Genomic DNA, 21,647 nt, shown 5'->3' on the forward strand with positions numbered 1-21,647 from the left:
CAGCACGCGCGGGCTGCGAGGCCCGCGTGCTGCCCCGCCTTCGCGCCGCATTCCCGCGCGGCGCGCGCCATCTTTCCCGAATCCGCAGCAATCCTTTGTGCCGAGCGCGGCAATCGTTCGCGTGCGTCGTCGCGGGTTGTCGTCGCATCCGTGTGAGCCCCGCTGCATGGGGCTGGCGGCGATTTCCGCATAACCCTGCCGAGCGTGCGGATGACGATTGTTCCTTTGCAACGACAAATCAATTCGCGTCTGCCGCATTTATCGCGACGGAACGGATACCTAGAGTAAACCCTGTCGCGCACCTCGTTGCGCATCGAACAGATCCCGCTTGATGGGACCGACAGGAGTTACGCCATGAACCGCCGCCACCTTCTCTCCGCCCTTGCCCTTGCACTCGCCGTGTCCGCACCGGCCTTCGCCGATTCGGGCACGCCGCACGCCGGCGACTACGGCAACACGTCGTGGTACTCGCAGCACAACGGCCCGCGCACGCGCGCCGAAGTGAGTGCGGAAGTCGAACAGGCTCGCCGCGACGGCACGCTCGCGTACCTGCGCAAGGCAACTTCGTATCCGCAAGGGCTCGAACTCGCGCAAGGCCCGTATCGCTCGATGCCGGAAAGCAACCAGCTCGCCGGCGGAGGCCGGTAAACGCGCGACGCCGCGCAGCGGGTTGCCCCGTGCGCGGCGTCGCGAAACACCCATCGACGACTCGCTGAGTCAGTTAGTTGCAGGAGCACATGATGAACGACCAACTTCCTTCGCCGCTCGATCACTGGGACGACACCACGCCGGTCTGGACGCCGTTCCGTTCGGCGCCGCAATCGCATTGACCGCCGGCTGAGTCATCGTCCGGCCAGTCCGGCCATCAGCGGCGCGGCACGCCGTCGCGCCATTCGCCCCAGTGCGTCACGATGTCCTGAACGAGCGGATTGCCCGCGCGATACAGGTTTTCGGTCGCCGGGGCGAAGCCGCCCTGGTCCGCGTAGTTCAGCAGGTTGTCGGCACTCGTCTGCCCCGCATACGGCCGGTCGAAATCCGACCCGGTACGCAGCACCGCGACGCGCGACAGGTCGACCCGCTTCACGCTCGCCGCGCGCTTGAGCGCTTCATACGTCGCGTTGTCTTCCTGCGCGGTCATGCAGTAGGTGCCCTTGCCGTCCGTCAGGATCTTCGTCCACTGGCGCGCGCGCTCGCCGATCAACGTGCCCGAGAACCACGTGTTGCCCGATGACGTGTCGCACTGGATCACCGTCGGCGGCCGGTTCGCCGGCGCATACGTGAACTTCGCGCGCGCGGCCTGCGCCTGCGCGCTGTCGGCGAGCACGACGTTGCGCGACAGCGCGTACGCGGCGTCGGTCAGTTGCGGATTGAGCTGGAACACTTCGGTGCGGTAGTCGAGCGGCGGCTTGTCGTTCGGGCTCTTCGTGTTGATGCCGAGAAAGCCCGTGTTCCAGCCGGACGGAATCTCGCGCGCATCGAGTTCCCACTGCAGGCTGAAATCGACGAGGTACTTCGACCACGCGGCCGAACCGACCGTGCCTTGCGCGGGGTCGACGCCCGCGATGCCGGAGATCAGGAAGTACGTGCGGCGCAAATCGAAACGCTGCGAGAACGTGAGTGCCATGATCGTCGCCGACGCGTTCGCATAGCCCATGCCGGTCGTGACCACGCACACGTCCTGCTTGTTGCAATGCACGTTCGGGTAGTCGGGCGACAGACCGGGCACGGCAATGTCGCGCCACGGGCCGATCCGGTCGAGCCAGGCCTGGCCCTCCGGACCGAACATCGTGATGATCATGACCTTGACCGGGCGGCCCTGTGCACCGGTCTCGGCAAATGCAGTGTTGCCCGCGTTATTGCCCTGGTTGTCCTGCGCGATCGACGGCGCGGTCGCACAGGCCGCGAGCGAGAATGCGGCGGCGGAAAGAATGGAGCGAGTCAGCATCGGCGTCCCTTGTTTCGATGATGTTGGGTGAGAACGGCTCTCGGAGACTGCGCGAAGGAGTATAGAACGGGCCCGCGCGATGCGTAACCCGGCTACGAAACGGCTCCCCGTGTTTCGTGCAACGGTGTGCGTGTTGCGCAATGCGATGTGCGTCGTTGGTTTTGCACCATCGCCGTGCACGGCGACCATCAGGAATACTATCCGGTTGGCAGGAACGAACGCCCGCCGGCATAACACCGAACATCGCACCCGTCGAAGTCGACGTCGCCTTCGGCCGGCTCCCGAACCGCTACACGCGTACGAGCCCCGCGACGCCATAACCGAGCACGACCAGCGCGGCAACCACATGGCTCGCCGCGAGCCACCCCGGCGACTTCACGATGCGCCCGATCGCACTGCCGCCGAATGCGAACACGAGCTGCCCCGCGAGGCTGCCGGCAAACACGCATGCGGCGCCGAAAAGCCAGTGCCGATGCGCACCGGCGGCAGCCGTCGCATAGCCATAGAACAGCAGGATGGTCAGCGGATTCGCGAGCGTGACGAAGAACATCGACGTGAACGGGCGATTGCCCGGCGTCGGTACATCGCCGTCGAGCGTGCGGCGCCGGTCCCGCAGCGCCTGCCATAGCATCCACGTGCCCATCGCGAGCAACACGAGCGCACCGACGACACGGAACAGCAACTGGTGCGACGCGAGCGTGCCCGCGAGCATCGCGCCAATCGTGAACGCGACGATCGCATAGCAGCCGTCGGCCGTCGCGACACCGACTGCCGCGCGCACGCCACTCGCGGTGCCGGCGCGCATCCCGTAGTTCGCAATCATCAGCGCGACAGGCCCGACCGACAGCGCGATCGTCAGCCCGAACAGGAAATCGCTCACCGATCCGCGACGCCGTCAACGAAAGGCATCGATTCCAGCGGCGGCAAAATATCCGCAGGAAGAACGGTGATCAAGCTACCTCGACCCGCGCCGCCCCGTCCACCATCTCGCCGATCACGGCCGCGCGGTCGAAGCCGTCGGCACGGAAGCATGCGAGGACTTCGTCGACCGCTTCCGGTGCGCACGCGACGAGCAGGCCGCCCGACGTCTGCGGATCGGTCAGCAGCGCCTGTGCAACGGGCGGCAGGCCGTCGGCGAGCCGCACGTCGGTGCCGTACGCGGCCCAGTTGCGGCCCGATGCGCCGGTGAACACGCCGTCGGCGACGAACGCCTCGACACCCGCGAGCCACGGCAGCGATGCGTAGTGCACACGCGCGGTGAGATGCGCGCCGCGCGCCAGTTCGAGCGTATGGCCGAGCAACCCGAAGCCCGTGACGTCGGTCAGCGCGTGCACGCCCGGCAGCGCGGCAAGCTCGGCACCCGGCCGGTTCAGCTTGGTGGTCGTCGCGACCATCTGCGCGTAGCCCGCGGCGTCGAGCTGGTTCTTCTTCAGTGCGGCAGACAGCACGCCGACGCCGAGCGGCTTGCCGAGCACGAGCACGTCGCCCGCGCGCGCGGCCGCGTTGCGCTTCACGCGCGACGGATGCACGACGCCGATCGCCGCGAGCCCGTAGATCGGCTCGACCGAATCGATCGAATGGCCGCCCGCGACCGGAATGCCGGCGTCCGCACACACCGATTCGCCGCCGCGCAGCACGGCCGCGATCGTCTCGTGCGGCAACACGTTGATCGGCATCCCGACCAGCGCGAGCGCGAGGATCGGCTTGCCGCCCATCGCGTAGACGTCGGACAGCGCGTTGGTCGCCGCGATGCGGCCGAAGTCGAACGGATCGTCGACGATCGGCATGAAGAAGTCGGTGGTCGCGACGATCGCCTGCTCGTCGTTCAGGCGGTACACGGCCGCATCGTCGGACGTCTCGGTGCCGACCAGCAGGTCCGGGAACAGCGCGGGCGGCGTCGCGCGCTTCAGCAGTTCGGACAGCACGCCCGGTGCGATCTTGCAGCCGCAACCACCCCCGTGCGACAGGCTCGTGAGGCGCGGAACGGCAGGCTGGGCTTGGGTGGCTTCGGTCATCGTCGGCATCCGGTGAATAACAACGCTCCATTATCGACAATTCCGCGCGAGCGCGCCCGATACCCACATAATTGTCGGCGCCCGCCTTCGTCCGCCCCTTCATTCATGGATCACCTGTTCATCGGCCTCGTGCTGTGCTCCGCGCTGCTGCACGCCATCTGGAACGCGTTTCTGCACGTCAGCGAGGACCGGCTCGTGCAGCTCGGCACGATGTCGCTGCCGTATCTCGCGTTCGGCATCGCCGGCGCCGCGCTGCTGCCCGCGCCGGTGCCCGCCGCCTGGCCGTATGTCGTCGCATCGGCCGCGCTCGAGGTCGCGTACTGCTTCACGCTCGCGCGCGCATACCGCAGCGGCGAGTTCGGGCAGATCTATCCGATTGCGCGCGGGATGTCGCCGCTGCTCGTATCGGTGCTCGCGTTCGCGGTGCTGCACGAGCGGCCGACGCCGTTCGGCTTCGCCGGCATCGCGCTCGTGTCGTTCGGCATCATGTCGCTCGCGCTGCGCCGCGGCTTCAGGTTCTCCGGGGAAGGCGTGCCGTATGCGCTGCTCACGGGCGTGTTCATCGCCGCGTATTCGATCTGCGACGGGATCGGCTCGCGCGTATCCGGCAGCGCGCTCGGCTACATTGCGTGGGTGTACCTGCTGTGGAGCGTGCCGCAGCTCGTGCTCGTCTGCGCGATGCGCGGCGGCCCGCGCGCGGTGCGCGAGCCGAGCACCGCGCTCAAGCAGGGTGCGATCGCCGGCACGATCTCGCTCGCCGCGTATGCGATCGTGATCCTCGCGTACCGGCACCTGCCGGTCGCAACCGTGTCGGCGCTGCGCGAAACGAGTTCGATCTTCGCGGTCGCGATCGGCTGGTTCGTGATGCGCGAGCGGCCCGGCGCGCAGCGGCTCGCCGCGTGCGCGCTGGTCGTGGCGGGTGCGGCGCTGATCCGGTTGTAGGCGCGCGGGCCGACGACCTTCGTCGCACCACCGCCCGCCCGTACGTTCTATCCGCGCCGCGGGGAGACGGTGGCGATCGACTCGCACTGCTCCGCGACGCAGCGACACCATCGACCATCAAGCAGCCACCGCCACCCCGCCGAACGCCCGCTCGTCGATCGCCTCGGCGAGCGTCGCGAATGCCGGCGCGATCTCGTCCTCCGGCACGCATGCATAGCCGAGCAGCAGCCCCGACGCCGCGCGCCCGCGATCCGCGTAATAGCCGGACAGCGGCCGCACGACGATATTGCGTTCGAGCGCGGCCTGCGCAACCGCGCGATCGTCGACACCTTCCGGCAATTGCGTGACGAGATGCAGCCCCGCGTCGCTGCCGAGCGCCTGCAGCGTGTCGCCGTAGCGGCGCGCGACCGCATCGAGCAATACCTCGCGGCGTTGCCCGTACAACGTGCGCATCTTGCGGATATGCGACACGAAATGCCCTTCCGCGATGAATTCGGCGAGCACGGCCTGCTGCAGCAACTGTCCTTCGCGATACAGCTCGGCGCTCGCGGTCGCGAAGCTTTCCGCGAGCGGCTCCGGCGCGACCAGGTAGCCGACCCGCAGCCCGGGGAACAGCGTCTTGCCGAAACTGCCGACGTAGATCACCTGCCCGGCCGTATCGAGGCCCTGCAGCGACGCGAGCGGCCGGCTGCCGTAGCGGAATTCGCTGTCGTAGTCGTCCTCGATGATCCAGCAGCCGTGCTGGCGCGCGTATTCGAGCAGCATCCGCCGCCGCGCGAGGCTCATCACCATCCCGAGCGGATACTGGTGCGACGGCGTGACGAGCATCAGCTTCGGCGGTTCGGCGAGATCGGCGGCCGACGGCGCGATGCCTTCGTCGTCGACCGGGATCGGCCGCGTGGTCAGCCCCGACACGTTCAGCACGCTGCGCACGCCCCAGTAGCACGGGTCCTCGGTCCAGATCGCGTCGCCCGGGTCGGTCAGCAGCCGCACCGCGAGGTCGATCGACTGGTGGATGCCGGTCGTGATCACGATCTGCTCGGGCGTGCAGCGCACCGAGCGCGACGTGCGCAGGTAGTCGGCCAGCGCCTCGCGCAGCAGCGCGAGCCCGCCGCCCGGCGCATAGGTCAGCAGGTCGGGGCGCAGGCGCCGCCAGTACTTGTTGTGCAGCCGCGTCCACACGCGCGCCGGAAATCGCGACACATCGGGCACGCCCGGCATGAACGCGCCGCCCTGGCGCTTCGACACGCCGGCCCCTTCGACCAGCCGCGTGCCGCGTGCGGACAGCCGTCGCGCGGACGGCGCCACGACGGCCGGGCCGGCCGCCGCGTCGGGCGGCGCACCGACGATCTCGTCCGGCGCGCTGTCGGCGACGAACGTGCCGCGGCCCGTCGCCGAGTTCACATAACCTTCGAGCGCAAGCTGTTCGTAAACCTGCGTGACCGTGTTGCGCGCGATCCCGAGCTCGGCGGCCAGCAGCCGCGACGACGGCACGCGCGTGCCGGCCGGCAGTTCGCGCGACAGGATCGCCTGTTGCAGCAACCGGTGAAGCTGCCGGTAGATCGGCTGTTCGCCGCCGCGCACGAGGCGCTGCGCCAGCCAGTCCGACAACACGCTCGCGCGCATGATTGGCTCCTGAATATTTATTGAAATGGCTCTGATTGCCAGAGCCAAATGTGATTATAGTCGCCTCCATGGGCTGTCAACGCGCCCGATTTTCTACTCACCGGAAAGAACATCAAGGAGATGACCGTGAAGAATGCCGACCTGCAGGCCCGCAAGAACGCCGCTACCCCGCGCGGCGTCGGCGTGATGTGCGATTTCTACGCAGCCCGCGCCGAGAACGCGGAACTGTGGGATGTCGAAGGCCGCCGCTTCATCGATTTCGCCGCCGGCATCGCGGTGCTGAACACGGGCCACCGCCACCCGAAGATCGTCAAGGCGATCTCGGATCAGCTGAACAACTTCACGCACACCGCTTACCAGATCGTCCCGTACGCGTCGTACGTCGAGCTGGCCGAGAAGATCAACGCACGCGCGCCGGGCGACTTCCCGAAGAAGACCGCGTTCTTCACGACCGGCGCCGAAGCCGTCGAGAACGCAATCAAGATCGCGCGCGCCGCCACCGGCCGGCCGGGCGTCATCGCGTTCTCGGGCGGCTTCCACGGCCGCACGATGATGGGCATGGCGCTGACCGGCAAGGTCGCCCCGTACAAGCTGAACTTCGGCCCGTTCCCGGGCGACGTGTTCCACGCACCGTACCCGACCGCGCTGCACGGCGTGACGACGGCCGACTCGATCAAGGCGATCGAGATGCTGTTCAAGGCCGACATCGATCCGAAGCGCGTCGCCGCGATCATCTTCGAACCGGTCCAGGGCGAAGGCGGCTTCAACCCGGCGCCGGCCGAATTCGTGCGCGCGCTGCGCAAGATCTGTAACGAGCACGGCATCCTGCTGATCGCCGACGAAGTCCAGACCGGCTTCGCGCGTACCGGCAAGCTGTTCGCGATGCAGCACTACGACGTGCTGGCCGACCTGATCACGATGGCGAAGAGCCTCGCGGGCGGCATGCCGCTGTCGGGCGTCGTCGGCCGTGCGGACGTGATGGACGCGGCAGCGCCCGGCGGCCTCGGCGGCACGTACGCGGGCAACCCGCTGGCGGTCGCGTCGGCGCACGCGGTGCTCGAGATCATCGACGAAGAGAAGCTGTGCGAACGCGCCACGCAACTCGGCGACGTGCTGAAGGCAAAGCTGAACGCGCTGCAGGCCGACGTGCCGCAGATCGCCGACGTGCGCGGCCCGGGCGCGATGGTCGCGGTCGAGTTCCTGAAGCCGGGCTCGGGCGAGCCGGACGCGGAATTCACGAAGCGCGTGCAGGCGCGTGCGCTCGAGCGCGGCTTGCTGCTGCTCGTGTGCGGCGTGTACTCGAACGTCGTGCGCTTCCTGTTCCCGCTGACGATCCCGCAGGCCGTGTTCGACGAAGCGCTCGTGATCCTCGAGGAAGTGCTGAAGGAAACGGTCGGCGTGCCGGCCTGAGTTCCCGTCAACTGAATGTGCCGCCGCCATCGTCAGGACGGCGGCGGCCGTTTCGTCCTTCATCTTCAACGCAGGCTACATACACATGAGCACGGTTCAGGAAACCCCGGCACTGAAAGATCCGTCGCTGTTCCGCCAGCAGGCGTACGTCAACGGCGAATGGCAAAACGCATCGAACGGCGAAACGTTCGAAGTCCGCAATCCGGCGACGGGCGGCCTGCTCGGCACCGTGCCCGCGATGGGCTCGGCAGAGACGCGTCGCGCGATCGACGCCGCGAACGCCGCATGGCCGGCGTGGCGCAAGAAGACCGCGAAGGAACGCGCGGTCATCCTGCGCAAGTGGCACGACCTGATGATGGAAAACGCCGACGATCTCGCGCTGATCCTGACGACCGAGCAGGGCAAGTCGCTGGCCGAGGCGAAGGGCGAGATCGGCTACGCGGCGTCGTTCCTCGAATGGTTCGCCGAGGAAGGCAAGCGCGTGTACGGCGACACGATCCCGACGCCGGCGAGCGACAAGCGCATCGTCGTGACGAAGGAAGCGATCGGCGTATGCGCGGCGATCACGCCGTGGAACTTCCCGGCGGCGATGATCACGCGCAAGGTCGGCCCGGCGCTCGCCGCAGGCTGCCCGATCGTCGTGAAGCCGGCCGAGGCAACGCCGTTCTCCGCGCTCGCGATGGCCGTGCTGGCCGAGCGCGCGGGCGTGCCGGCCGGCGTGTTCAGCGTCGTCACGGGCGATCCGAAGGCGATCGGCGGCGAACTGACGTCGAACCCGATCGTGCGCAAGCTGTCGTTCACCGGCTCGACGCCGGTCGGCCGCCTGCTGATGGCGCAATGCGCGGCGACGGTCAAGAAGGTGTCGCTGGAGCTCGGCGGCAACGCGCCGTTCATCGTGTTCGACGACGCCGATCTCGATGCGGCCGTGCAGGGCGCGATCGCATCGAAGTACCGCAACAGCGGCCAGACCTGCGTGTGCACGAACCGCTTCTACGTGCATGAAGCCGTGTACGACCAGTTCGCGCAGAAGCTCGCGGCGGCGGTCGGCCAGCTGAAGGTCGGTCGCGGCACCGAGCCGGGCGTGACGCAAGGCCCGCTGATCAACGAAGCGGCCGTGCTGAAGGTCGAGGCGCACATCGAGGACGCGCTCGCGAAGGGCGCGACCGTCGTGACGGGCGGCAAGCGCCACGCGCTCGGCCACGGCTTCTTCGAGCCGACCGTGCTGACGGGTGTCACGCCGGCGATGAAGGTCGCGAAGGAAGAGACGTTCGGGCCGCTCGCGCCGCTGTTCAAGTTCGGCAGCGACGACGAGGCGATCCGCCTCGCAAACGACACCGAGTTCGGTCTGGCCGCGTACTTCTACAGCCGCGACATCGGCCGCGTGTGGAAGGTCGCCGAAGCGCTCGAATACGGGATGGTCGGCGTGAACACGGGCCTGATCTCGAACGAAGTCGCGCCGTTCGGCGGCGTCAAGCAGTCGGGCCTCGGCCGCGAAGGCTCGCACTACGGCATCGACGACTACGTCGTGATCAAGTACCTCTGCCTCGCCGTGTGACGGTTCAGGGCCTGTCGCTTCGGTGACGGGCCCTGACCGCCCGGCCGGAACCGGGCGGTCCGACGCGGGCCGGTGCCCCTCTCCGCCGCGCCCGCGTCGCCTCTCCTCCCCGCGATCAGCGGAACACGTTCACCGCATCCACGAGCCGCGTCGCCTGCTGTTTCAGGCTCTGCGACGCCGCCGTGCTCTGCTCGACGAGCGCCGCGTTCTGCTGCGTGATGTTGTCCAGGTGCACGACCGCCTGATCGACCTGCGCGACCCCCGTGCTTTGCTCGGCCGTCGACGAGCTGATCTCCGCGATCAGGTCCGACACGCGCTTCACCTGCGTGACGATGTCCTCCATCGTCTTGCCCGCGCCGTCGACGATCCGCGCGCCCGACTCGACCCGCTCGACGCTCGCGCCGATCAGTGTCTTGATCTCCTTCGCCGCGTTCGCGCTGCGCTGCGCGAGCGCCCGCACTTCGCCCGCGACCACCGCGAAGCCGCGCCCCTGTTCGCCCGCACGCGCGGCCTCGACCGCCGCATTCAGCGCGAGGATGTTGGTCTGGAACGCGATGCCGTCGATCACGCCGATGATGTCGGCGATCTTGCGCGAGCTGTCGGTGATGTCGTTCATCGTCGCGACGACTTCGCTCACCGCCTTTCCGCCGCGCTCGGCAGCATCGCTCGCCGACACCGCGAGGCGGTTGGCCTGCAGCGCGGTTTCCGCGTTGCTGTCGACGGTCGCCGTCATCTCGGCCATCGACGCGGCCGTTTCCTGCACGCTCGACGCCGCCTGCTCGGTGCGCGCGCTCAGGTCGTTGTTGCCCTGCGCGATCTCGTTGCTCGCACGCTGCACGTTGTGCACCTGCTCGCTGACGTCGTCGACGAGCCAGCGGAACATCAGCCCGAGCTGGTTGAGCGTGCGCAGCGTCATGCCGATCTCGTCGACGCGGTTCATCCGCACGCCGCGCCGGCTCTCGCCGGTCGCGACGTTCAGCGCCTGGTCGTGCAGCCGCTGCAGCGGACGCACGATCTGCGCGTCGAGCCACAGCCCGGCCGCCGCCGCCACGCCGACCGTCACGCCGGCAAACGCCGCGAGCCCGGCGCCGGCCAGCCCGCATGCCCAGCCCGCGCCGATGACAGCCGGCGCCAGTACGCATAGCGCCGAATGAACGCGCGCACGCACCGACATCGTCTGCGACAGCGACGCAATGCGCAGCAGCCCGGTGCGGATGACCAGCCCCTTGTGGAACCGGCGCTGGCCGGCCTTGCCTTCACGAAACGCGCGATACAGTGCATCGGCCGCCTCGGACTCGTCGCGCGGCGCCCTCGTGCGCACCGACATGTAACCCTGCGGCTCGCCGTTGCGCATCACCGGGATCGCGTTCGCGCGCACCCAGTAATGATCGCCGTTCTTGCGGCGGTTCTTCACGAGCGCGGTCCACGGCTCGCCGCGCCGGAGCGTCGCCCACATGTCGGCGAATGCCTCCTTCGGCATGTCCGGATGGCGCACCGCGTTGTGCGGCTGGCCGACGAGCTCCTCGTTCGAGAAGCCGCTCACCTGTGCGAACGTCGTGTTCGCGTACGTGATGGTGCCGTCGGCATCGGTCGTCGACATCAGCGTGACGTCGTCGGGAAAATCGAATTCTTGTTGGGTAACGGGCTGGTTGTTGCGCATGCAAGGCTCCGAAAGGCGGATCTGTCGTCCGCGTCGCGCTGAAATCGCGCTCAGTAGCCGAAAAACGGTTTATCGCTTTACGACGGTCTTCATTTTTACTGTCGGCAATCCGGCGGGAAACCTTACCCTTTCCTCACATAAAATATGCAATTCGGCCTGCACCATGATTTCGATCAAATAATCCGGCGATAATCGCCGCGCATGCCGGTCCGCATGTCACAACTCGCCGCACGGCATGTCAATACCGGCATCCGTTGCGAGCAGCGAAACAATTCGGTCTATTCTGCTCAATTCAACCAGTATTCGAATTCGATGAAAAAGGCATTGCACGAACTGAATCGGCTGCCATGGAATACGGCGACGGTCGCGCATAACAGCCATAAAGGCGATCAGGCCGACTTTTTCCGCCATGGCGGCTCGACACTGTTTCCGGAAGAACGCGAACTGCTCGGCGACGGCGCGGACGCGACGGGCGTCGACATCGCCGACGAAGCGATCGGCTTCGCGCGGCAACTGCCGGCCGACGCGGGCCTGCCCGCGCGGTTCGAACGCGCCGACGTGCTCGACCGGATGCCCGTCGCCGCTGCGCGCGGCGAGCGCTTCGAGCGCGTGTCCACGTCGTACGGTGCGATCTACTGGCTGCCGGGCCAGAACGCATGGGCGCGCGGGATCGCCGCGCACCGGGCGGCCGCATGACGCGCCGTACCATCGCCGAACGCGACGCGCTTTGCGCACGCACGCTCGCACGCGACGAGGTGCCGCTCGTGTGGACCATCGACCGGCGCGAGATCATCGACCACCTGTATGTGCTGCGCGACGGCGCGCTGCATCTCGTTCCCGAGTTCTACGATGTCGGCGGCTGGCCCGCCGGCGAAGCCGATCACTACACGCCGATCCTGCTCGACTGCCACGATCGCGGCGGCTGGTTCCGCGGCATGTTCGACGGCGCGCGGCTGGTCGCGGCGGTCGTCGTCGACAGCCGGCCGGTCGGCCCGTGTCACGACATGCTGCAACTGAAGTTCCTGCATGTGAGCCGCGACTGGCGCGGCTGCGGGCTCGGCGAGCAGCTCTACCGCGCGGCCCACGCGCAGGCGCGCGCGATGGGCGCCGAACGCCTGTATGTGTCGGCGACGCCGTCGCAGCGCACGATCGACTTCTACCTGCGGCTCGGCTTCACGGTCAGCGCGTCGCCCGACCCGGCGCTGTACGCGCTCGAGCCGGAAGACATTCATCTGGAAGGGCCGATGGCCTGACGCACCGGCATGCGGGTGACGCGTAGAATTTCCCGCTTTGCCACAGCCGCCATCGGCCGACACGGAGAACGAAATTGCAGAACGAACCGCAGCCGCAGGCCATGCCGAAAATCCTCGTCAGCATGTGCGTGGTCGGTCATCCGGTGCGTTACAACGGCTCGGCCAAAACCGCCGCGCACGAGGCGCTCGAACAGTGGCAGCGCGAAGGGCGTCTCGTTCCCGTCTGCCCCGAGCTGGCGGGCGGCTTCAGCGTGCCGCGCCCACCCGCCGAAATCGCGGATGGTGAATCGGGGCAGCGGGTTCTGTCGGGCGCCGCACGCATCGTCGACGTGAACGGAACCGACGTGACAGCGCCGTTCGTCTGCGGCGCGCAAACCGCGCTGGCACTCGCACGCGCGCACGATTGCCGCTTCGCGATCCTGGCCGACGGCAGTCCGTCGTGCGGCAGCACCTTCATTTACGACGGGAGTTTCGCGAACCGGCGGCATGCGGGGGCCGGCGTCACGGCGGCGTTGCTTCGCCAGCACGGCATCGAGGTGTTCGCGGACACCGAGATCGACGCGCTCGACGCACGCCTCAGGCAGATATCGCAGGCCGGTTAACGACGATGCGCGGCACGACGATTGTCGTGCCGCGCATTGCTCAGGGAACGGCGAAGCGGCGCATGTCCGGCCGCTTCGCCGCGTCACGCGGGTCAGACGCGTTCGATCGCGATCGCGATGCCCTGGCCCACGCCGATGCACATCGTGCACAGCGCAAAGCGGCCGTTCGTGCGATGAAGCTGGTACATCGCGGTCGTCACGAGACGCGCGCCCGATGCGCCGAGCGGATGGCCCAGCGCGATCGCGCCGCCGTTCGGGTTCACGCGCGGATCGTCGTCGGCGATGCCGAGCATGCGCAGCACCGCGAGGCCCTGCGACGCGAACGCCTCGTTCAGCTCGATCACGTCGAACTGGTCGATCGTCATCCCGAGCCGCGCGAGCAGCTTCTGCGTGGCCGGCGCAGGGCCGATGCCCATCACGCGCGGCGCGACGCCGGCGGTCGCGATGCCCAGCACGCGTGCGCGCGGCGTGAGACCGAAGCGCTTCGCGGTTTCCTCGTTCGCGAGCAGCAGCGCAGCGGCGCCGTCGTTGACGCCCGACGCGTTGCCGGCCGTCACCGAGCCGTCCGGGCGCACGACGCCCTTCAGCTTCGCGAGGGTTTCGAGCGACGTCTCGCGCGGATGCTCGTCGCGCGACACGATCACCGGATCGCCCTTCTTCTGCGCAATCGTGACGGCGACGATTTCCTCGGCGAGCGTGCCGTCCTGCTGCGCACGCGCGGCCTTCTGCTGGCTGCGCAGCGCGAACAGGTCCTGGTCGGCGCGGCTGACGTTGTAGTCGACCGCGACGTTCTCGGCCGTCTCCGGCATCGAATCGACGCCGTGAAGCTGTTTCATCAGCGGATTGACGAAGCGCCAGCCGATCGTCGTATCGAAGATGTCGGCCTGGCGTGCGAACGCGCTCGCGGCCTTGCCCATCACGAACGGCGCGCGCGTCATGCTCTCGACGCCGCCCGCGACCATCAGCGCGGCCTCGCCCGACTTGATCGCACGGGCGGCCACACCGACCGCATCCATCCCGGAACCGCACAGCCGATTGATCGTCGAACCCGGCACGCCCTGCGGCAGGCCCGCGAGCAGCAGCGACATGCGCGCGACGTTGCGGTTGTCCTCGCCGGCCTGGTTCGCGCAGCCGTAGATCACGTCGTCGATCGCCGTCCAGTCGACGTCGCGGTTGCGCTCGACGAGCGCCTTGAGCGGCACCGCGCCCAGGTCGTCGGCGCGCACGCCGGACAGCGCGCCGCCGTAGCGGCCGATAGGGGTACGGATCGCATCACACAGAAAAGCTTCGGTCATCAGTGTCTCCGGTTGGCCGGCGTGGGCGCATTAGCGCCGATTGCGGCCACATGCAAGGCTGGGAAATGAACGGGGCGCGCCCCTTGCATAACCCGCCGGGATGCGCTTAAATGTTCTATATACGAACATAAGATCGTGTATCGAACGTCCAATGCATCATAGGGAGTGCGGGGACGACCTGTCAAGCGCCTGGTCCGCCGCGCGGTTGGCGTGTCAGGCCCCATGCGCTATCTTCTCGGCTGCACGATATTCCACCCGCTCATGACAACCGAAGACACTCAGAAACCCGGCGACTCCTATGTGCAGTCGTTCGCGCGCGGCCTCGCGGTGATCCGCGCGTTCGACGCGGCGCGTCCGGAGCAGACGCTCACCGAGGTCGCGTCGGCTACCGGCCTGACGCGCGCGGGCGCGCGCCGGATCCTGCTCACGCTGCAGACGCTCGGCTACGTCGAGGCCGACGGCCGGCTGTTCCGGCTCACGCCGAAGATCCTCGAGCTCGGCTTCGCGTACCTGACGTCGATGCCGTTCTGGAGTCTCGCCGATCCCGTGATGGAGCAGTTGTCCGCGCAGATCCACGAAAGCTGCTCGGCCGCGGTGCTCGACCGCACCGAGATCGTCTACGTGCTGCGCGTGCCGACGCACAAGATCATGACGATCAACCTGTCGATCGGCAGCAGGCTGCCCGCGTACTGCACGTCGATGGGCCGCGTGCTGCTGTCCGCGCTCGACGACGCGGCGCTCGACGAAACGCTCGCGCAGAGCAACATCCGCGCGCACACGCCGCGCACGATCACGGACCCCGGCGAACTGAAGGCGACGATCGCACAGGTGCGCCAGCAAGGCTGGGCCGTGGTCGACCAGGAACTCGAAGTGGGCCTGATGTCGATCTCCGCGCCGATCCGCAACCGGCGCGGGCAGATCATCGCGGCGATGAACATCAGCGGCAACGCGCAGCGGCATACCGCGAAGCAGATGGTGAAGGAGTTTCTCGGGCCGCTGCAGCAGGCCGCGCAGACGGTGTCGGAACTGGTGGCGCGACGGGGGTGAGCGTCCAGCTCGATTGTCGTATCGGTGAAACGACAATCCGCTCATAAAAAAAGCGGGCAGCGCAAGCTGCCCGCCAACTCTGACTCCCTTGCAACGTTCTTCTCACGGAACACGGAGCAAACTCCGCGCCGCTCAATTTAGTGACGTGCGGAAGCCCGGTCAATTTGACGAGAACGAAAATGCACGGCGCCTCTCGGACACCGTGCCCGCCGCGTCCCTCACGCGCCGAGCAACATCCCCGTGCGCACCGGCACCGTGCCCGTCACGCGGCCGAGCGGCGCACCGGCCGTCACGAAGCGGATCGCGCGCCGCATGTAGAACACGCCGTCGGTCCCGCTCGAGATTGTCGTGATCGCATCCGTCAGCGGATCGACGATGTCGAACAGCGGATCGCCGCCGCCGGCCCGTCACTCCGCGCGTCAGTCCATCGACTCCCGAGCCGTCTCGCGCAGCATCGCGACCGCGATCAGCGACAGCAGCACGCACGCGGCCACGTAGCCGGCCGGCGCGAGCTTGCTGCCGGTCGTCTTCACGAGCCAGGTTGCGATGAATTGCGCGGTGCCGCCGAAGATCGTCACCGCGAGCGCATACGCGATCGAGATGCCCGTCGCGCGCACATGGCGCGGCAGCGACTCGCACATCAGCGCCATCTCCGACGCCGAACCGAGCGAATAGAACAGCAGCATCAGTGCGGTCAGCGGCAGGATCACCGACAGCGTCGGATGATGGTTCATCAGCCAGAACGCCGGGAACAGCAGTACGACCAGCACGCCGCGGCCGACGAAGATCGGCAGGCGCCGGCTGCCGATCCGGTCCGACAGCCAGCCGAACAGCGGGCACGTGACCAGCATCACGCAGCCCGACGCGACGCCCACGAACATCGACAGCTTCATCGGCAGGCCGAGCGTATGGATCGCGTAGGTCGGCATGTAGAAGGTCAGGATGTAGGTCGACACCGTGCCGCCCATCACCGTGAGCATCAGCAGCAGCACCGTGCGCGTGTGCTTCGAGAACAGCTCGTGCAGCACGCCGCGCTCGATCGCATGATGGCTGTCGCCGGGCGCATCGTCCGCGAGCCGACGGCGCAGATACATGCCGACCGGCGCGATCAGCACGCCGACGAGGAACGGCAGCCGCCAGCCCCAGCTTTCGAGCGCATCCTTCGTCATCGTGTTCGACAGCAGCGCCGCGAAGCCCGAGCCCATCAACGCGGCGCCGCCCTGCGTCGCAAGCTGCCAGCTTGCGCGGAACGCGCGGCGCGACGTGCCGCCCTGTTCGAGCAGCGTGGTGGTCGCCGCGCCGAATTCGCCGCCCTGCGAGAAGCCCTGCATCAGCCGCGCGAACACGACGAGCAGCGGCGCGGCCATGCCCGCCTGCGCATACGTCGGCGCGATCGCGATCAGGCCCGTGCCGAGCGCCATCAGCATGATCGTCAGGTTCAGCGCGGCCTTGCGCCCCTTGCGGTCCGCGTAGACGCCGAGCACGACACTGCCCAGCGGCCGCGTGAAGAAACCGGCGGCGAAGGTCGCGACCGACAGCAGCAGCGACGTGGTCGAATCGCTCGATGGGAAGAACAGCTTGCCGATCAGCACCGCGAAAAAGCCGTACACGGTGAAATCGAAGAATTCCAGCCAGTTGCCGATCACGGCCGCCGTGATGGCGCCGCGCCGCGTGACGGCGGGTGCGCCGGCTTCGACGGCCACCGCCGGTGCGGGGTGCAGTGCAAGATTGTCTTTCTGCATCATTCCGGTCTCCTTCTCAATACGGCCGGAAGCGCCGGCCGCGCGCCACCGCGATCACCGCCCCAGGTAACGCTCCACGAGACGCGTCCAGAACGCCGCGCCGATCGGCAGGTTGCGATCGTTGAAGTCGTATTTCGGGTTGTGCACCATGCAGCCGTCCTCGCCTTCGCCGTTGCCGAGCCGCACGAACGAGCCCGGCCGCTGCTGCAGCATGAACGCGAAATCCTCGCTGCCCATCAGCAGGTCGGTCTGCTCGACCACGTGCGCGTCGCCGACCAGTTCGCGCGCGACCTGCGCGGCGAAATCCGTTTCGGCATCCGTATTGACGACGACCGGGTAGCCTTCGATGTACTCGACGTTCGCGGTCGCGCCGTAGCTCGCGGCCTGCGTTTCGGCCAGTTCGACGATGCGGCGCTTCAGCAGCGCGCGCACGTCGGGGCTGAACGAGCGCACGCTGAGTTCGAGGCGCGCGCCGTTCGGGATCACGTTGTTCGCGGTGCCCGCGTGCATCGAGCCGACCGTGACGACCGCCGGCTGTGCGGGGTCGACGTTGCGCGCGACGATCGTCTGCAATGCCATCACGATGCTCGCCGCGACGACGACCGGGTCGACCGTCAGGTGCGGCCGCGCCGCGTGGCCGCCGACGCCTTCGATCGTGATGATCGCCTTGTCGCCGGCCGACATGAACGGGCCGCGCCGCGTGAGGAAGACGCCGGGCGCCGCGCCCGGATGGTTGTGCATGCCGAACACGGCATCGCACGGGAAGCGCTCGAACAGGCCGTCGTCGATCATCTTCTTCGCGCCGCTGTCGACGCCGTGCTCTTCGGCCGGCTGGAAATACAGGTGCACGGTGCCGGAGAAGTTGCGTGTCTTCGCGAGATGCTGCGCGGCGCCGAGCAGCATCGTCGTGTGGCCGTCGTGGCCGCACGCGTGCATCTTGCCGTGCGTGCCGCTCGCATACGGCAGGCCGGTCGCCTCGACGATCGGCAGCGCATCCATGTCGGCGCGAATGCCGATGCTGCGCGCGCCGTCGCCCACGCGCAGCGTGCCGACGACGCCCGTCTTGCCGACCCCGCGCGTCACCTGCCAGCCCCATTGCTCGAGCTTGTCCGCGACGAGCGCGGCCGTGTCGTGCTCCTCGTACGCGAGTTCAGGATGGTGATGGATGTGGTGACGGATCTCGCGCAGCCCGCCGGCGGCGGGCATCAGATCCTCGATTTCGGTGAATCGGACGTCGGTGGTCATCAAGCGGCTCCTGCTGATCGTCAGCGTGTCAGCCGCACGCGGACGGTCGCGTGCGGGAAAGCGAGCCACTATATCGAGCCGATATCGGTTCAATAAGATGCGGAATTTTTCACCGCGATAAGATTTATTAATCAGGGTTAGTACGGGGGCGATCGTGTATGTGTAGTCTTCGATTAGATGATCGATTACACGGAAGAGCAGATAGCTGCCAGAGAACTCCGAAACACCGCATACCACGAAGCGGGCCACAAGTTGCTCTACGAGCGCTTCGGCGGCGCTGGCGACGCAGTCGTGTGGAAAAACGAGAGTGGCAATTCCGAGGAGTGCGCGTGGCTCGGCCAGTTCCGTCCCCGCACCTGCCCCGAGGAGATGCACAAGGTGGCGTTGAAACATGGGTTTGCGGTTCCCGAGCTACCTGCGAACTGGAAAATGCTCGTCGGCATGTCTGGCCTGTTGGCCGAAGAAATCCTGAGCGGTGAGACTGAGGATACCGGCGCTATGGCGGATTCCCTGTTCCTCAAAATTTCCTTTGGAGAAGCATCGGCCTCCGATCTCGCGCTCGTGGGCGTCACGGACATCGAGTGCTGCGGACTGAGCTATGACGTGGTCGACGAAGTCGTGCGGATGCTGCGCGAGGGATGGTCCGTCGTGCAGGAAGAAGCCGAGTATCTGATAGCGTCCGCCGCAGCTGACCCTGCTTGCTGCAGAATGGTGTGAGAGATGACCCGCCTGCGGCATGTGATGCGGCGATTTTTCCGGCAGGCTGCTATGTGATCGGAGCCGACCATCCCGTGACGTCGGGCCAACGGTGTGATTTTCGACCCGCCCCGAACACGAAGTGTCTGACAACCCCTTTTCTGCTGACCGTCTGGATGAACGGGTTACCAGTAATATTCGCCGTCGTCACGTTGACCTTCGATCCATGTGTCGCCGAGGTCGAGCTCGTAGTATGAATAGGCTGGTTCGCCTCCCTTGCCGGCGACTTCGAGAGTAGTTTGCCCCGATACGGTACACACCGATCAGGTTTCTGGAATTCCGAGCGAAAGCTACGCTTCCATCGACTGTCGGCATAACGAAGCTGCCTTCATCTATCCCGGAATCCACGACCGCCAGATGCTGGACGCAGCTTCGCGGGCTTCGGTTCTGCTGGATGCTCCTAGATTGGCCGCAATCAATCCCCTAAGGCTTCGGAAATGCGATTTTGTTGAAAGCCGAAATCCTTGAAAATACGTCGGAAATGAATTCAATAAACACTATGGCCCGTGTTGGAAGCAACCTGTTTGCAACATAGACAATCTGAACAGGGACGGCCGGAGCAAAGTGCCCGGTCAGAATTAACTGCAAACGATCGCTTTTTAACCCTTCCTCGAACAGCCATTCCGGCCCATGCCCGACCCCTAACCCTGCTGTGACCGCTGCTCGAACGGCCTCGGGTGAGTTGACCCGCAATCTCCCAGAGACCGGAATATCGGCGTCACGAAAGCGCCATGTCGCACCGGACGACAGCAAAGTGTAGACCACGCAATCATGTTCGCGCAGGTCATCAGGTGTGTCCGGAACTCCGCGTTTCGCCAGATAGTCCTTGCTGGCCACGACCACACGCTCGTACATTCCTATGCGCCTGGCGCGTAGCGCACTGTCCTCCAGATGTCCAATGCGAATCGCGAGCTCGACTCCCTCGTCTACAAGGTTCACGTAGCGATCGCTGATCTGAAGATCCAGCGTCAATCTGGGATACCGCTCCAGAAAGACCGGGACCTGAGGCAACACATATGCATGCGCTAACGCCGTGGGACAGGCCACGCGCAAGAGTCCCGATGGATCGACACTGTTCCTGAAAGACGATTCAGATTCGTCCACCGCGTCAAGAATCCGGCGGATATCTGCATAGTAGCGTTCACCCTCGGGCGTCAGGGCAAGCTTTCGTGTGGATCGGTGCAGCAGCCGCGTTTGGAGATGGTCCTCCAGCGCGGCTACATAGCGGCTGACGTTGGGTTGGCCCAATCCCAAATCTCGCCCTGCAGCAGAAAAACTCCCCGTCTCGACGGCCCGTGCGAAACACGTCATCAAGAGAAATCGGTCCACGCGGCCCCCAATTCATGCAACAGAAGCATGAAATATATTCAAAGCAGACATCTTATCGCCACATCGGCATAGGTGCACATTTCTCCCTGTCGACCACGGTTGGTTGTCACTTACAGGAGAAGTCAATGTCGCGCTTGCAAGGTAAACGCACCCTTATCACCGGCGGCACCAGCGGCATCGGTCTGGAAACCGCGAAGCAGTTTTTGGCCGAGGGCGCCCGCGTCGTCGTCACGGGAGTCAATCCCGATTCGATCGCCAAGGCGCAAGCCGAACTTGGACCCGAGGTTCCGGTTCTACGGGCCGACTCGGCCAGCGTCGCTGCCCAAAAGGAACTGGCACAAGCCATCAAGGATCACTATGGCCAACTAGACGTTGCCTTTCTCAATGCTGGTGTATCCGTCTGGTTGCCGATCGAGGAATGGACGGAAGAGATGTTCGATCGCTCGTTCGATGTCAATGTCAAGGGACCGTACTTCTTGCTCCAGGCGTTGCTGCCGGTGTTCGCTCGCCCGGCGTCGGTCGTGCTCAACACGTCCATCAGTGCGCATGTTGGCGCAGAGCGCTCCTCCGTTTATGCGGCCACCAAGGCTGCGGTGCTGAATATGTCGAAGACGCTTTCGGCGGAACTGCTTGGACGCGGCGTCCGCGTCAATGCGGTCAGCCCCGGCCCTGTCGACACGCCGCTGTACGACAAGCTCGGCATCCCCGACGCCTACCGCGAACAAGTCAACAGGGATATTGCCGCCACCATCCCACTCGGCCGCTTCGGTACTCCGGAGGAGGTGGCCAAAGCCGTGCTGTACCTGGCCTCCGACGAGTCCCGTTGGACGGTCGGATCGGAAATCGTCGTGGATGGCGGTCGCATGCTCAACCGCTGATCGAGCAACGCCGGAGCCCGGGGAAAGCGTCTTCTGTTCGCGCACGAGTGGCAGGTGCTGCGTTCGGCATCACGCTTTCCCCTCCCGCGAAGCAAAAAGAGCAGAGACACGGAAAACATCCTGGTGCACTGCCGCTGCATACAGACCATTCGAGCCTTACATGACAATGCCCTCGCTTACTCTGATCAGTCACCCTCTGTGCCCGTTCGTCCAGCGGGCCGCCATCGTTTTGCTTGAAAAGCAAGTTGCGTTCGAGGTAAGCACTCGATCAGCACCGTAGCGTAGGTCGACGACGACGGGGAGCCGCGATGCTATCGGATGGGCACGACGTGAGCAGTAGACGGCAG

At 66.4% G+C, this 21,647-nt stretch carries 18 protein-coding genes and 3 pseudogenes; 11 read left to right on the forward strand and 10 right to left on the reverse strand.

The features are described from left to right. Window positions 1–354: 354 nt before the first annotated feature. Entirely contained in the window at window positions 355–648 is a 294-nt protein-coding gene (locus ACPUER_RS15200; protein ID WP_072444545.1) for a DUF4148 domain-containing protein, read from the forward strand. Between the two features lie 217 nt (window positions 649–865). Here the strand turns inward: ACPUER_RS15200 and ACPUER_RS15205 are convergent, their stop codons facing one another. From ACPUER_RS15205 to selD, 3 genes are all read right to left on the reverse strand, one after another. Next, window positions 866–1,945 (reverse strand): purine-nucleoside phosphorylase, encoded by a 1,080-nt coding sequence (locus tag ACPUER_RS15205; protein ID WP_425131480.1) that lies wholly within the window; start codon window positions 1,943–1,945, stop codon window positions 866–868. Between the two features lie 289 nt (window positions 1,946–2,234). Further along, complete coding sequence (locus ACPUER_RS15210; RefSeq protein ID WP_175960096.1) at window positions 2,235–2,825, reverse strand: LysE family translocator; 591 nt, start codon at window positions 2,823–2,825, stop codon at window positions 2,235–2,237. A 70-nt stretch (window positions 2,826–2,895) separates the two neighbouring features. Further along, window positions 2,896–3,960: a selenide, water dikinase SelD gene (gene selD / locus ACPUER_RS15215; RefSeq protein ID WP_175960095.1), complete on the reverse strand. Its 1,065-nt coding sequence runs from the start codon at window positions 3,958–3,960 to the stop codon at window positions 2,896–2,898. A 105-nt stretch (window positions 3,961–4,065) separates the two neighbouring features. Here selD and ACPUER_RS15220 point away from each other — a divergent pair, with 105 nt between their 5' ends. Next, window positions 4,066–4,902 carry an EamA family transporter gene (locus ACPUER_RS15220; RefSeq protein WP_425131481.1) on the forward strand — a complete coding sequence of 279 codons (837 nt, stop codon included), beginning with the start codon at window positions 4,066–4,068 and terminating at the stop codon, window positions 4,900–4,902. Between the two features lie 117 nt (window positions 4,903–5,019). Here ACPUER_RS15220 and ACPUER_RS15225 read toward each other — a convergent pair whose 3' ends face one another. Then, a complete protein-coding gene (locus ACPUER_RS15225) occupies window positions 5,020–6,528 on the reverse strand; it encodes a PLP-dependent aminotransferase family protein (RefSeq protein ID WP_175960093.1) in 1,509 nt (502 codons plus the stop codon). Between the two features lie 126 nt (window positions 6,529–6,654). Between ACPUER_RS15225 and ACPUER_RS15230 the strand changes: the two genes are divergently transcribed. Beyond that, window positions 6,655–7,938 (forward strand): 4-aminobutyrate--2-oxoglutarate transaminase, encoded by a 1,284-nt coding sequence (locus ACPUER_RS15230; protein ID WP_175960092.1) that lies wholly within the window; start codon window positions 6,655–6,657, stop codon window positions 7,936–7,938. Between the two features lie 85 nt (window positions 7,939–8,023). Next, window positions 8,024–9,493 carry an NADP-dependent succinate-semialdehyde dehydrogenase gene (gene gabD / locus ACPUER_RS15235; RefSeq protein WP_425131482.1) on the forward strand — a complete coding sequence of 490 codons (1,470 nt, stop codon included), beginning with the start codon at window positions 8,024–8,026 and terminating at the stop codon, window positions 9,491–9,493. A 115-nt stretch (window positions 9,494–9,608) separates the two neighbouring features. Here gabD and ACPUER_RS15240 read toward each other — a convergent pair whose 3' ends face one another. Then, on the reverse strand, window positions 9,609–11,153 hold the full coding sequence (locus ACPUER_RS15240; protein WP_425131483.1) for a methyl-accepting chemotaxis protein: 1,545 nt from the start codon (window positions 11,151–11,153) through the stop codon (window positions 9,609–9,611). Window positions 11,154–11,465: 312 nt separating this feature from the next. Here ACPUER_RS15240 and ACPUER_RS15245 point away from each other — a divergent pair. The 3 genes and pseudogenes from ACPUER_RS15245 to ACPUER_RS15255 all read left to right on the forward strand — a co-directional run. Next, a pseudogene (locus tag ACPUER_RS15245) lies at window positions 11,466–11,831 on the forward strand (SAM-dependent methyltransferase); the annotation flags it as partial. 14 nt (window positions 11,832–11,845) lie between these two features. Next, window positions 11,846–12,406 (forward strand): GNAT family N-acetyltransferase, encoded by a 561-nt coding sequence (locus ACPUER_RS15250; protein ID WP_072445223.1) that lies wholly within the window; start codon window positions 11,846–11,848, stop codon window positions 12,404–12,406. 101 nt (window positions 12,407–12,507) lie between these two features. Next, window positions 12,508–13,008 (forward strand): DUF523 domain-containing protein, encoded by a 501-nt coding sequence (locus ACPUER_RS15255; protein WP_425131489.1) that lies wholly within the window; start codon window positions 12,508–12,510, stop codon window positions 13,006–13,008. Window positions 13,009–13,100: 92 nt separating this feature from the next. Here ACPUER_RS15255 and pcaF read toward each other — a convergent pair whose 3' ends face one another. Then, complete coding sequence (pcaF, locus tag ACPUER_RS15260) at window positions 13,101–14,303, reverse strand: 3-oxoadipyl-CoA thiolase (protein WP_425131484.1); 1,203 nt, start codon at window positions 14,301–14,303, stop codon at window positions 13,101–13,103. A 261-nt stretch (window positions 14,304–14,564) separates the two neighbouring features. On the opposite strand from pcaF, the gene ACPUER_RS15265 reads away from it, so the two are divergent. Then, window positions 14,565–15,350: an IclR family transcriptional regulator gene (locus tag ACPUER_RS15265; RefSeq protein WP_425131485.1), complete on the forward strand. Its 786-nt coding sequence runs from the start codon at window positions 14,565–14,567 to the stop codon at window positions 15,348–15,350. A gap of 218 nt (window positions 15,351–15,568) precedes the next feature. Here the strand turns inward: ACPUER_RS15265 and ACPUER_RS15270 are convergent. The 3 genes and pseudogenes from ACPUER_RS15270 to ACPUER_RS15280 form a co-directional block, all read right to left on the reverse strand. Next, window positions 15,569–15,745: pseudogene (locus ACPUER_RS15270) on the reverse strand (succinylglutamate desuccinylase); the annotation flags it as partial. A gap of 24 nt (window positions 15,746–15,769) precedes the next feature. Further along, entirely contained in the window at window positions 15,770–17,092 is a 1,323-nt protein-coding gene (locus ACPUER_RS15275) for an MFS transporter (protein ID WP_175960220.1), read from the reverse strand. A 54-nt stretch (window positions 17,093–17,146) separates the two neighbouring features. Continuing rightward, window positions 17,147–18,337 carry a M20 aminoacylase family protein gene (locus ACPUER_RS15280; protein WP_425131486.1) on the reverse strand — a complete coding sequence of 397 codons (1,191 nt, stop codon included), beginning with the start codon at window positions 18,335–18,337 and terminating at the stop codon, window positions 17,147–17,149. 177 nt (window positions 18,338–18,514) lie between these two features. Here ACPUER_RS15280 and ACPUER_RS15285 point away from each other — a divergent pair, with 177 nt between their 5' ends. Further along, window positions 18,515–19,054, forward strand: a complete 540-nt coding sequence (locus ACPUER_RS15285; protein ID WP_175960083.1) for a hypothetical protein — start codon at window positions 18,515–18,517, stop codon at window positions 19,052–19,054. 462 nt (window positions 19,055–19,516) lie between these two features. Here the strand turns inward: ACPUER_RS15285 and ACPUER_RS15290 are convergent, their stop codons facing one another. Then, entirely contained in the window at window positions 19,517–20,404 is an 888-nt protein-coding gene (locus ACPUER_RS15290; RefSeq protein ID WP_425131490.1) for a LysR family transcriptional regulator, read from the reverse strand. Window positions 20,405–20,547: 143 nt separating this feature from the next. On the opposite strand from ACPUER_RS15290, the gene ACPUER_RS15295 reads away from it, so the two are divergent. Both ACPUER_RS15295 and ACPUER_RS15300 read left to right on the forward strand, forming a co-directional pair. Then, window positions 20,548–21,300: an SDR family oxidoreductase gene (locus tag ACPUER_RS15295; protein WP_175960211.1), complete on the forward strand. Its 753-nt coding sequence runs from the start codon at window positions 20,548–20,550 to the stop codon at window positions 21,298–21,300. A 160-nt stretch (window positions 21,301–21,460) separates the two neighbouring features. Then, window positions 21,461–21,556: pseudogene (locus tag ACPUER_RS15300) on the forward strand (glutathione S-transferase family protein); the annotation flags it as partial. Between the last annotated feature and the right edge of the window lie 91 nt (window positions 21,557–21,647).

This window comes from Burkholderia sp. DN3021, from assembly GCF_049805555.1.
Taxonomy (GTDB): domain Bacteria; phylum Pseudomonadota; class Gammaproteobacteria; order Burkholderiales; family Burkholderiaceae; genus Burkholderia; species Burkholderia pyrrocinia_C.

Excerpts from the sequence above, each read along its gene's own strand:
- ACPUER_RS15200 (WP_072444545.1), top strand. The coding sequence starts at position 355 with ATGAACCGCCGCCACCTTCTCTCCGCCCTTGCCCTTGCACTCGCCGTG.
- ACPUER_RS15205 (WP_425131480.1), bottom strand. The coding sequence starts at position 1,945 with ATGCTGACTCGCTCCATTCTTTCCGCCGCCGCATTCTCGCTCGCGGCC.
- selD (WP_175960095.1), bottom strand. The coding sequence starts at position 3,960 with ATGACCGAAGCCACCCAAGCCCAGCCTGCCGTTCCGCGCCTCACGAGC.
- ACPUER_RS15220 (WP_425131481.1), top strand. The coding sequence starts at position 4,066 with ATGGATCACCTGTTCATCGGCCTCGTGCTGTGCTCCGCGCTGCTGCAC.
- ACPUER_RS15225 (WP_175960093.1), bottom strand. The coding sequence starts at position 6,528 with ATGCGCGCGAGCGTGTTGTCGGACTGGCTGGCGCAGCGCCTCGTGCGC.
- gabD (WP_425131482.1), top strand. The coding sequence starts at position 8,024 with ATGAGCACGGTTCAGGAAACCCCGGCACTGAAAGATCCGTCGCTGTTC.
- ACPUER_RS15240 (WP_425131483.1), bottom strand. The coding sequence starts at position 11,153 with ATGCGCAACAACCAGCCCGTTACCCAACAAGAATTCGATTTTCCCGAC.
- ACPUER_RS15250 (WP_072445223.1), top strand. The coding sequence starts at position 11,846 with ATGACGCGCCGTACCATCGCCGAACGCGACGCGCTTTGCGCACGCACG.
- ACPUER_RS15255 (WP_425131489.1), top strand. The coding sequence starts at position 12,508 with ATGCCGAAAATCCTCGTCAGCATGTGCGTGGTCGGTCATCCGGTGCGT.
- pcaF (WP_425131484.1), bottom strand. The coding sequence starts at position 14,303 with ATGACCGAAGCTTTTCTGTGTGATGCGATCCGTACCCCTATCGGCCGC.
- ACPUER_RS15265 (WP_425131485.1), top strand. The coding sequence starts at position 14,565 with ATGACAACCGAAGACACTCAGAAACCCGGCGACTCCTATGTGCAGTCG.
- ACPUER_RS15275 (WP_175960220.1), bottom strand. The coding sequence starts at position 17,092 with ATGCAGAAAGACAATCTTGCACTGCACCCCGCACCGGCGGTGGCCGTC.
- ACPUER_RS15280 (WP_425131486.1), bottom strand. The coding sequence starts at position 18,337 with ATGACCACCGACGTCCGATTCACCGAAATCGAGGATCTGATGCCCGCC.
- ACPUER_RS15285 (WP_175960083.1), top strand. The coding sequence starts at position 18,515 with ATGATCGATTACACGGAAGAGCAGATAGCTGCCAGAGAACTCCGAAAC.
- ACPUER_RS15290 (WP_425131490.1), bottom strand. The coding sequence starts at position 20,404 with ATGACGTGTTTCGCACGGGCCGTCGAGACGGGGAGTTTTTCTGCTGCA.
- ACPUER_RS15295 (WP_175960211.1), top strand. The coding sequence starts at position 20,548 with ATGTCGCGCTTGCAAGGTAAACGCACCCTTATCACCGGCGGCACCAGC.